This window comes from Rahnella sp. NRRL B-41462, from assembly GCF_003263525.1.
Classification (GTDB): domain Bacteria; phylum Pseudomonadota; class Gammaproteobacteria; order Enterobacterales; family Enterobacteriaceae; genus Rahnella; species Rahnella aceris.
In genome coordinates this window covers 1-8,686 of sequence record NZ_JYDF01000120.1, presented here as the reverse complement: position 1 = coordinate 8,686, position 8,686 = coordinate 1, and the positions used below count along the sequence as shown (strand labels likewise).

Annotated in this window: 7 protein-coding genes and 2 pseudogenes; all 9 read right to left on the bottom strand. The window is 55.1% G+C overall.

The annotated features are described in order from the left end of the window. Positions 1-224 precede the first annotated feature (224 nt). Positions 225-863, bottom strand: coding sequence for an endonuclease III (nth, locus tag UC14_RS23360; RefSeq protein WP_013575425.1), 639 nt, complete (start codon positions 861-863; stop codon positions 225-227). Further along, positions 856-1,554, bottom strand: coding sequence for an electron transport complex subunit E (locus tag UC14_RS23355; RefSeq protein ID WP_112152219.1), 699 nt, complete (start codon positions 1,552-1,554; stop codon positions 856-858). The genes nth and UC14_RS23355 overlap by 8 nt, the downstream gene beginning before the upstream one ends. Further along, a complete protein-coding gene (rsxG, locus tag UC14_RS23350; protein ID WP_013575427.1) occupies positions 1,547-2,179 on the bottom strand; it encodes an electron transport complex subunit RsxG in 633 nt (210 codons plus the stop codon). Before rsxG ends, UC14_RS23355 begins: the two co-directional genes overlap by 8 nt. A gap of 9 nt (positions 2,180-2,188) precedes the next feature. Continuing rightward, the gene (gene rsxD / locus UC14_RS23345; protein ID WP_013575428.1) at positions 2,189-3,241 is read right to left on the bottom strand and encodes an electron transport complex subunit RsxD; all 1,053 of its coding nucleotides are present in this window, start codon (positions 3,239-3,241) and stop codon (positions 2,189-2,191) included. Then, positions 3,242-5,346: pseudogene (gene rsxC / locus UC14_RS23340) on the bottom strand (electron transport complex subunit RsxC). A 1-nt stretch (position 5,347) separates the two neighbouring features. Beyond that, positions 5,348-5,914 carry an electron transport complex subunit RsxB gene (gene rsxB, locus UC14_RS23335; protein ID WP_013575430.1) on the bottom strand — a complete coding sequence of 189 codons (567 nt, stop codon included), beginning with the start codon at positions 5,912-5,914 and terminating at the stop codon, positions 5,348-5,350. Beyond that, positions 5,914-6,495, bottom strand: coding sequence for an electron transport complex subunit RsxA (gene rsxA / locus UC14_RS23330; RefSeq protein WP_013575431.1), 582 nt, complete (start codon positions 6,493-6,495; stop codon positions 5,914-5,916). Before rsxA ends, rsxB begins: the two co-directional genes overlap by 1 nt. 40 nt (positions 6,496-6,535) lie before the next feature. Then, positions 6,536-6,976 (bottom strand): DUF2569 domain-containing protein, encoded by a 441-nt coding sequence (locus tag UC14_RS23325; RefSeq protein WP_013575432.1) that lies wholly within the window; start codon positions 6,974-6,976, stop codon positions 6,536-6,538. 159 nt (positions 6,977-7,135) lie between these two features. After that, positions 7,136-8,502, bottom strand: a pseudogene (gene dcuC / locus UC14_RS23320) (anaerobic C4-dicarboxylate transporter DcuC). Between the last annotated feature and the right edge of the window lie 184 nt (positions 8,503-8,686).

The window sequence follows — 8,686 nt, the reverse complement described above, 5'->3', positions numbered from 1 at the left end:
GATTTCCAGCCTGTCGCTGCGGTTGCTGAAACATAGCCAGCGCGCGGATCACATGTTTGAAAAAGCGAGGGGAGTTCAGAGGGGAAAAGCCTTTCCCCTCTGGTCGGTTTCGGCACGAAAGGCCGTGTGATAACCGTTATTGAGAAACCGAAATTTACTCAATTCTATTTAAAGCTTTTAAAGCCATTTAAAGCCATTTAAAGGGATCCAAAGGGAATCCCCTTTCACTCCGCATAAACCTTCTCTTTACTCTCGCACAAATCTTCGATCAAACATGACCCGCACCGCGGCTTACGTGCAATGCAGGTATAGCGGCCATGCAGGATCAGCCAGTGGTGGCAGTCGAGCTTGAACTCGGCCGGAACCACTTTCAGCAATTTCTCTTCGACGTCATCCACGGTTTTACCCGGCGCGAACTTCGTGCGGTTACAGACGCGGAAAATATGCGTATCCACGGCAATGGTCGGCCAGCCGAAGGCGGTATTGAGCACTACGTTGGCGGTTTTGCGGCCAACGCCAGGCAGCGCTTCAAGCGCGGCGCGGTCTTCCGGCACTTCACCATGGTGTTTTTCCAGCAAAATACGGCAGGTTTTAATCACGTTCTCCGCTTTGGCATTAAACAGGCCAATGGTTTTGATGTATTCCTTTACGCCGTCCACGCCAAGCGCCAGAACCGATTCCGGCGTGTTGGCGACCGGATACAGCTTTGCTGTCGCCTTGTTCACGCTGACATCGGTAGCCTGCGCAGAAAGTAATACCGAAATCAGCAGTTCGAACGGGGTGGTGTACACCAGTTCGGTAGTGGGATGCGGATTGTTATCGCGCAAACGGCTGAGAATTTCGGTGCGTTTTTCCTTATTCATGAACGCTTCCCTTTGGCAGGCTTTCTTCCACCACAACGTGCTGTGCCGCTTGCCGTGCTTTCATACGCTGATCAATCAGATATTTGCCGGCCAGCAGCAGACCGAGGCCGATAAATGCGCCCGGCGGCAGCATTGCCAGCAGGAACGGGTTATCCAGATGCAGCACTTCGACGCGCAGCACTTTCGCCCAACTGCCGAGCAACAAATCAGCGCCATTAAACAGCACGCCGCTGCCGAGAATTTCACGCATTGAACCCAGCACAAACATTGCGCAGGTTGCCCCGAGACCTGTCATCGCACCGTCGAGGGCAGCCAGATGCACAGGGCTGCTGGCGGCGCAGGCTTCGGCACGTCCGACCACAATGCAGTTGGTCACAATCAGCGGAATAAAAATCCCCAGCGCCTGATACAGACCGAACGCGTAGGCGTTGATCAGCATCTGCACGGTACTGACCACCGAGGCGATAATCAGCACGTAAATCGGGATGCGGATTTCATCCGGGATCCACTTACGGAATGCGGAAATCATGGCGTTGGTACAGGTCAGCACCAGCGTGGTCGCCAGCCCTAAACCGAGGGCATTGGTGGCAGTCGACGTCACGGCCAGCAGCGGACAAAGCCCCAGCAACTGCACCAGCGAGGAGTTATTGGTCCACAGACCCTGAACGATTATCTTTTTGGCTTCACTCATCACGGGCTCCACAAGGGGTGAGGTGGGAAAGCTGAGACGGTACCGTCCCGATAAACAGCGCCGTACGTTTTACCGAGCGGACGACGGCGCGCGGTGTAATGGTCGCACCGGTAAACTGATCAAACATACCGCCGTCTTTCTTCACCGCCCAGCGCTCATCGCTTGCACCATTGACGGTCTGATTGGCGAAATGTTTGATCCAGTCGGAAATGCGCACTTCAATTTTGTCACCCAGCCCCGGCGTTTCGTGCTGTTCCAGCACGCGGGAACCGTAAACTTTGCCATGAAAATCAGCCGCCACCAGCAACTGAATCGCACCGGAATAGCCGTCAGGCGCGGTGGTTTCAACCACGGCAGCCACCGGCTGACCATTTTTGCGCGCCAGATACAGACGGTGCGGTGCCATGCTGCCAAGTGACTCGTCAGTGACGTTGTAACATTCGTTTTGCATGTCGTTGTCGTACACGCTGGCCGGGATCACCTGATCAAACAGCGTTTTTTGCTGTAACAGCGCCTGATGTTCAATGGTCGGCTTGGTCATCAGGTTGACCAGTGCCGTCATACCGGTCATCAGTGCGCCAAAGAAAGCCAGAATCAGGCCGTGGCGTCGCATTGTAGCTAACATAATTCTTCCTCAGCGATGCCCGTAAACGCGTGGTTGTGTGTAGTGATCAATCAGTGGCACGGTGATATTGGCCAGTAAAACGGCAAAAGCGACACCATCCGGATAACCGCCATAACTGCGGATCAGCCACACCAGTAAACCAATCAGTCCCCCAAAAATCAGGCGGCCTTTCGGGGTGGTGGATGCTGTCACCGGATCCGTGGCAATAAAGAACGCGCCCAGCATCGTCGCGCCGGAGAACAGTCCGATCAGCGGTGAAGGATAGTTTTCCGGTGCCAGACCCCACGCGATACCTGCGCAAATGACCAGCATGCCTAACATGGCGGCCGGAATATGCCAGCTGATGATTTTGCGCCACATCAGGAACAGGCCACCGGCCAGGAATCCGAGGTTAATCCACTGCCAGCCGAGACCGGCCAGTGTGCCGCTAAACAGCGGCGTCCCGAGGATCTGATCGGCGGTATGGCCGGAGCGCAAACCGGTTTTAAATGCATCCAGTGGTGTCGCCTGCGTCACGCCATCCACGTTCATGTTCAACTGATACGCGGTCAGATCCTGACTGTTATGGCCGGTGAAAATGGTCAGCAGCGTGTCGGTGAATCCGACGTGATGATGCTGTAAAACATCCGGCGGCAGCCAGGTTGTCATCTGAACCGGGAAAGAAATCAGCAGCACCACATAACCTACCATGGCCGGGTTAAACGGATTCTGACCAAGACCCCCGTAAAGTTGTTTGGCGATGATGATGGCGAAAATCGTGCCGAGCACCACCATCCACCACGGGCCCAGCGGCGGCAGGCTGATACCCAGCAAAACGGCTGTCAGCAGGGCACTGTTATCGCCCAGGCGTTTTTTCACCGGCAGTTTGCGCAACTGTAACACCGCGCCTTCTGCCAGCAGGGCAATGACGATAGCGAGCGTCAGCTGAATCAGCGTGCCGTAACCGAAGAACCAGACCTGAGCGAGCAGGCCGGGAATACACGCCAGAATCACCATCATCATGATGGTACTGGTGTTCTGGCGATTATGCGTAAAAGGTGAACTTGCAATCCTGAAGGCCATCTATTCCTCGTTCGACATTGTCTGAGCGGCTTTACGGGCCTTAACTCGGGCGATCGCAGCCGCTACAGCGGCTTTGCGTGGATCGCTTTCTTGTTGTGATGTTTCTTTTTCTTCCGGTTCAGCGTCCTGCGCTTCACTCAGCGCAGCGGCTTTTTTGGCTTTGGCACGCGCGATGGCAGCCGCCACCGCCGCCTTGCGTTTGTCGTCTGCGGAAGGCTGTGCAGGTGACGTTGTCACGTTTTCTTCAGTGCCCGCAGGTTGCGCAGCAGCGGCCTTTTTGGCTTTCACGCGGGCAATGGCGGCGGCGACAGCAGCTTTGCGATCGTCGTCAGCGGAGGGCTGTGGTGCAACGTTCAGTTCGCTTTCTTTGGCTTCCACGACAACGCCGTTATTACTGGCTTTCTTCGCTTTCACGCGGGCAAGAGCGGCTGCCACGGCGGCCTTACGATCGTCTTCTGCAGATGGCGGCGTTTCAGGCACCGGCTCAGAAGCCACCGGGATTTCCTGCTCAGCGGCGGCTTTCTTCGCTTTCGCACGGGCAATGGCAGCGGCCAGCGCCGCTTTGCGCGGATCGGCTTCGGCCTGTTGTTCCGTGGCTTTTTCAGCGACAGGTACTTCTTTTGCTGCGACGTCGTCCAGCTTCACTGCCGCTTTCTGATGTTTCTCTTCACGCGCTAATTTCTCACGTTCCATACGCGCCTGTTTGGCTTCGAAACGGGCTTTGGCTTCGGTGGCCCGGGCAGTCTCTGCATCGATGGCACGGATTTCGGCCTTTTCCTGACGGTAATATTGCACCAGCGGAATATTGCTCGGACAGACATACGCACAGGCGCCGCATTCGATGCAGTCGAACAGATTATGCTTGCGCGCTTTTTCGTGTTCTTCGCCTTTACTGAACCAGTAAAGTTGCTGAGGCAGTAAACCGGCCGGACAGGATTCCGCGCACAGGCTGCAACGGATACAGGCTTCTTCCGGCTCCGGCTGACCCAGTTCGGCGTCAGACGCGCGAGCAGACAGTTGGAAATTTTGACCACAGGCACATTGAGCGATGGCAGGGTGAAGCCCATCAGCGGGCCGCCCATAATCACCATCTTTTTATCGCCCTGCGGTTGTAACTGGCCTTCCTGCATCAGGTGTTCAATCGGCGTGCCCAGACGCGCCCAGACGTTACCCGGTTTTGCCATCGCTTCGCCGGTCAGCGTGACCACGCGTTCGATCAACGGTTCGCCGTCAATGATTGCGCGTTTAATGGCAAACACGGTGCCGACGTTTTGCATCAGTACGCCGATGGACGACGAGTGATGGCCTTTCGGCACTTCGAGGCCGGTCAGGATTTTGGTCAGCTGTTTGGCACCGCCGGACGGGTATTTGGTCGGAATGACCCGCAGTTCGAAACGCACTCCGTCGGAGATTTCAGCGCTGATCGCGGCTTTAAGCGCGGCAATCGCTTCAGGTTTGTTGTCTTCGATGCCGATCAGCACCCGTTCAGGATGCAACATGTGGCAGAGGATGCGCGTGCCCTGGAGAATTTCCATGGCATGTTCCTGCATCAGCCGGTCATCGGCAGTGATGTAAGGCTCACATTCGGCCGCGTTGAGGATCAGTGTGCGGGTCGATGTCAGGCCACCGGCTAATTTGCTGGCGGTCGGGAAGCCTGCGCCACCCAGCCCGGCAATACCGGCCTGACTGATGCGCTGATTCAGTTCATCAGCAGAAAGCTGGCGGTAATCGGCAATGAATTCGCGTTCGCACCAGGTATCAAGGCCGTCGGCTTCAATCAGCACACAGAGTTCTTTCAGACCGGAAGGGTGCGCGGTGATGTGCGGTTCGATGGCCGTGATCACGCCCGACGTCGGCGCGTGAACCGGCACGGTACGGCCACGGCCAGTGGTCAGCGGCTGACCTTTTAACACAGGGTCGCCGGCTTTCACACACAGCTCGCCTTCAGGGCCAAGGTGTTGCTGAAGGGGGATGATAAAGCGCTCAGGCAGCGGCACGTTGCGCAGCGGAACGTGGCTCGACTGAGTCTTCATTTCCGGCGGATGAATACCGCCGTCGAAGTCCCAGACTTTGTCTTTTTTGAGCGCCGCAAACAGATTAAACATGTTACTCCGCATGGATGACCTGAACCGGAATGGATTTCAAATCCCACTTCCAGTTTGCGGTGGTGGTTTTTACTGGCAGCATTTCGATGCAGTCCGTCGGGCACGGCGCGACGCACAGGTCACAGCCGGTACATAAATCAGTAATCACGGTGTGTACGGCGCGGGTGGCACCCACGATGGCATCCACCGGACAGGCCTGAATACACTTGGTGCAGCCGATGCAATTGCTCTCGTCGATATAGGCGACTTTACGCACCGGGACAGCAGCCGCAGCGTCTTCACCCATCGGCTGCGGCTCAACGTTAAGCAAGGTCGCCAGCTTGAGCATGACGGCTTCGCCGCCCGGCACGCATTTATTGATGTTGTCGCCATTGGCGACCGCTTCGGCGTAAGGCTTGCAGCCGGGATAGCCACATTGCGCACACTGGCTTTGCGGCAGGATATCGTCAATCTGATCGACAACCGGGTTGCCTTCCACGGCAAAGCGGCGCGAGGCGTAACCCAGCAGCAGGCCAAAAACCAGCGCCAGAGCGGTCAGCGCGCCAATCGCTACCCATAATTCAAACATTAGAATTTCACCAGACCTGTGAAGCCCATAAAGGCTAATGACATCAGGCCAGCCGTGACCAGCGCAATCGAAGAACCTTTGAACGGTGCGGGGACGTCAGCCACCACCAGACGTTCACGGATAGCGGCAAACAGCACCATCACCAGCGAGAAGCCCAGTGACGCGGCGAAACCGTACAGCGCAGATTGCATAAAGTTGAATTGCTGGTTGATGTTCAGCAGCGCCACGCCGAGCACAGCGCAGTTGGTGGTGATAAGCGGCAGGAAGATGCCCAGCAGGCGGTACAGAGACGGGCTGGTTTTGCGCACCACCATTTCGGTGAACTGTACAACAACCGCGATCACCAGAATAAAGGCCATAGTGCGCAGATAGACCAGCCCCAGCGGCATCAGAACGAAAGTGTTGACGATCCACGAGCAGATATTCGACAGGGTGATCACAAATGTGGTGGCGAGACCCATACCGATAGCGGATTCCAGTTTTTTGGAAACGCCCATAAACGGGCACAGGCCAAGAAACTTAACCAGTACGAAGTTATTTACCAGCACAGTGCCGACAAAAAGTAATAAATAAGAGGTCATGACAATTGCCCGGACATAATAAACATTAAAAACCTCAGGGTTATTCCGTGAAGGTTTCTTTTACCCGCAGTGAGCGCTTGAAATAAGGCACAAAGACGGCGGCGGCCAATAAAGGTAACAATAAGTTACGCACGGCCAAATCATCGGTAACCGGTGAGAATGCAAAGGCTTTTACCGCCAGAAGTACTGTGCACAATAACCAGATAATATACATTTTGGGTAACACGCTGGCGCGCTTACAGAATTGCAGCAATACCGCGACGGTAAATAACCCCATCGCTAACGTGGTCACCACCGAGAAATACCATTGCAGGGTAAATGCCTGGGAGTTGGTGATGAGATATTCGCGCGATTCCGGCATAAATAACGCCATTGAAAACAGAAACAGCATTAATACCACGCTCAGCAGCGTCACAATCAGATACGCCATCGGGGCCAGTAGCCACCCGCCAATACGTTTATAACCCGGATTATTCAACATAAAAGCTTTTCTCACGCTGGTTTTGCTATCAAATCAGCACAGGGAAACTTCCCCGACCTTCAAGGCGCAGTAGCTTAACCTGTGAGAGGCATTCTCGTTATCGTATTTATGTGATCAATGATCCCCTTCGCTCAGGAAGGGGATTTAAATAGAAAGGCTTTAATGCACCGGCACCAGAATTTCGGTGGCGACAATTACCACAATCAGGCCAACCAGCACGGGAACGGACGTGCGTTTGACGACTTCGAAAGGCGATATTTTTGCCATACCGGCCACGGCCACTATGACGCCCGAAACAGGGGAAATAGTGCGACCCAGGTTGGATGCCTGCAACATCGGGATGACCAGATATTCCGGGTTGATGCCCATTTTCGCGGCCAGTTTTGGGATAAGTTCGACGAAGGCGTAAAACGAAGCATTACCGGAGCCGGTGGTCATGGCGGCGAGCACGGTGATGACTACCAGCACCAGCATCATGACGATGCTGCCGGAGCCAAAGTTTTGCGCCAGTCCTATCAGGCTGCTGATGAACCCGACGGTGCTCAGCCCCTGAGCAAACACGCCCGCCGCGACCAGCAGCATCACAACGTTGCGAATGCATCCGCCATGCCGCGATAAGCCACGTCCAGTCCGGCGAATACCGCTTTGCCGTTACGGTTACGCACGGTTTCAATCAGGGCGGTCAGCAACATACAAATCACCAGAATGGTGATGATATGCAGATTGGGTCCCCATTTACCGTCAAAAATCAGCACACCGATAATCGGCGTGAAAGGCAAAATAGCGTAGAAAGCCGGAGCATTGGTTTCAATGACATCGTCAGCATTGGAATCGACAGCATCTGCCAGCACGGAGGTATCGCGTTTATCCAGATAGCGTTGCCAGAAGAAGTGCGCGACCGCCATCGCCGCGATGGCAGCAATCGAAATCGGCAGGGTGACTTTAAAGGCAAAATCCACCAGCGGCATATTCGCCGCCTGCGCCGCCAGCACCACATCACCTGAGGTAGGGGAAAGAATGATCGCCGCAGGAGACGCACAAATCGCCGCCGCCGCGCCCCGGCTGATGCCGACGTTAACCATAATCGGGAACAACGTTGCCATCAGTAACACGCCCAGACCGGTCGCCGAAGACACGGCCAGGGACATCAGACACGCCAGAATATACGCCGCAACCATCAGAATGTACGGTGAATTGATCATCTGTAACGGGCGCGACGCCAGTTTGACGACCACATCGTTGGCACCAATATGGGTCATATAGGCTGCGAAACCGCACAGCATCATGATCATCATCCCCAGATCGCCACCGCGGCTCATCAGCAGAATTTTGACGTACTCAACGATATCTGTCGCATTCCAGCCGGTACTTTTGGTGCCTTCCGGCAGGATGCTGTGACCCATGATGGCGCTGATAATCAGCAATAATAAGCCGCCGACCATCAGAACGCCGGTGGGTGAATAGCCTTTAATGATATAGCGGCCGACAAAGACGGCGACTACCAGCCCGATCAGTAATTCCAGCATTATTGTGTTCCCCGAGATTAAATTTGGATCCAAGTGAAAGGCGGGCACTTTGCCGAAATAGTTCACCGGGCGTTATGACGCTTATCAATTATGGGTGATGAAAAAGCGGGGAATATTTAAATTTGTGATGCCTGTTCAGAAGAGGATTCGGTACGGCTCCTCCCCCTGCGAAGGGGGAGGCGGG